Source organism: Vibrio sp. Vb1337, assembly GCF_033338715.1.
GTDB lineage: Bacteria > Pseudomonadota > Gammaproteobacteria > Enterobacterales > Vibrionaceae > Vibrio > Vibrio alginolyticus.
Genome location: NZ_JAWOTD010000226.1, coordinates 1 through 1,103 on the forward strand (window position 1 = coordinate 1; position 1,103 = coordinate 1,103).

Genomic DNA, 1,103 nt, shown 5'->3' on the forward strand with positions numbered 1-1,103 from the left:
AGCGAGTCGTTGGCGAATTGATATTTTCTGTGTCGTTGGAACAAATTGAGCAAGATTTTATCTCCAAACAAATGGAACTGGTTTCTGATTTGGTTCACGGCGTGATCAGTCGTCACCTCAGCCTTGAACGTGAAGTCGAGCTAAGAAAGCGAGCGGAAGAGTCAGAAAAAGCGACGAAAGAGTTTGTCGCGATGATTAACCACGAGTTAAGAACGCCACTTAATGGCGTTCTCGGTAGTGCAGAGCTGTTAAGCAAAACTCAGTTGGGAGAAGATCAGCGGCAGTATCTCGGTAATTTGATTCAGTCGGGCGATTTACTTCGCGTCATCATCAACGACTTGCTCGATTTCAGCAAGATGAATGCTGGCATGATGGAAATTATCGACAAGGTTTTTGCGTGGGATGATCTCGAAAAAGCCATTACGGGCGTATTTGCGGCGAAAGCGGCAGAGAAGCGCATTCATTTTTCTATCGACAAGAAGTTAGGCATTCCGGAGTTTCTGATTGGCGATTTAGAACGAATCACCCAAATCTTAGTTAATTTGATTGGGAACGCGATCAAATTTACCCATTTGGGCGGCGTGGTCTTGCGAGTCGAGTGGGTAAACGGCACTGCGTTTTTTGGGGTGGAAGATACCGGGATTGGGATACCGTTAGCGGCGCCAAGTTCGTTGTTTGACCCTTTTGTACAAGTTGTCCGCTCGGCAAAACGCAGTTTTGAAGGCTCAGGTTGGGGCTTAGCGATTTGTAAGAACCTCGTGGATTTAATGCAAGGTGAGATCAGTTTCGAAAGTGAAGAGCGCAAAGGTACAACCTTTAAAGTCTCCATCCCTTTAAAAGAGGGGCAAGCTCAAGGCGCAGCGTCGGGTGAGTTGGCTGTTGTCGAACGAAGCGACTTAGCTGGGCGCTCTATATTGGTGGTGGATGATATCCGAATGAACCAAGTCATTGTGACGCAGATGCTGAAAAAGCTCGACATTACTCCTGATTTAAAAGCCAATGGTTTGGAAGCGCTAGAAGCGGTTAAAAACAAAGATTACGAATTGATATTTATGGATTGTCGAATGCCGGAAATGGATGGTTACGAAGCAACGGCTCACTTG

The 1,103-nt window shown here is 46.2% G+C and carries 1 protein-coding gene; it reads left to right on the forward strand.

What is annotated here, in order from left to right; genetic code table 11:
- Window positions 1–1,103 (forward strand): hybrid sensor histidine kinase/response regulator (locus tag R7E42_RS25220; RefSeq protein WP_318073270.1); only part of this gene is annotated, 1,103 nt, incomplete at both ends.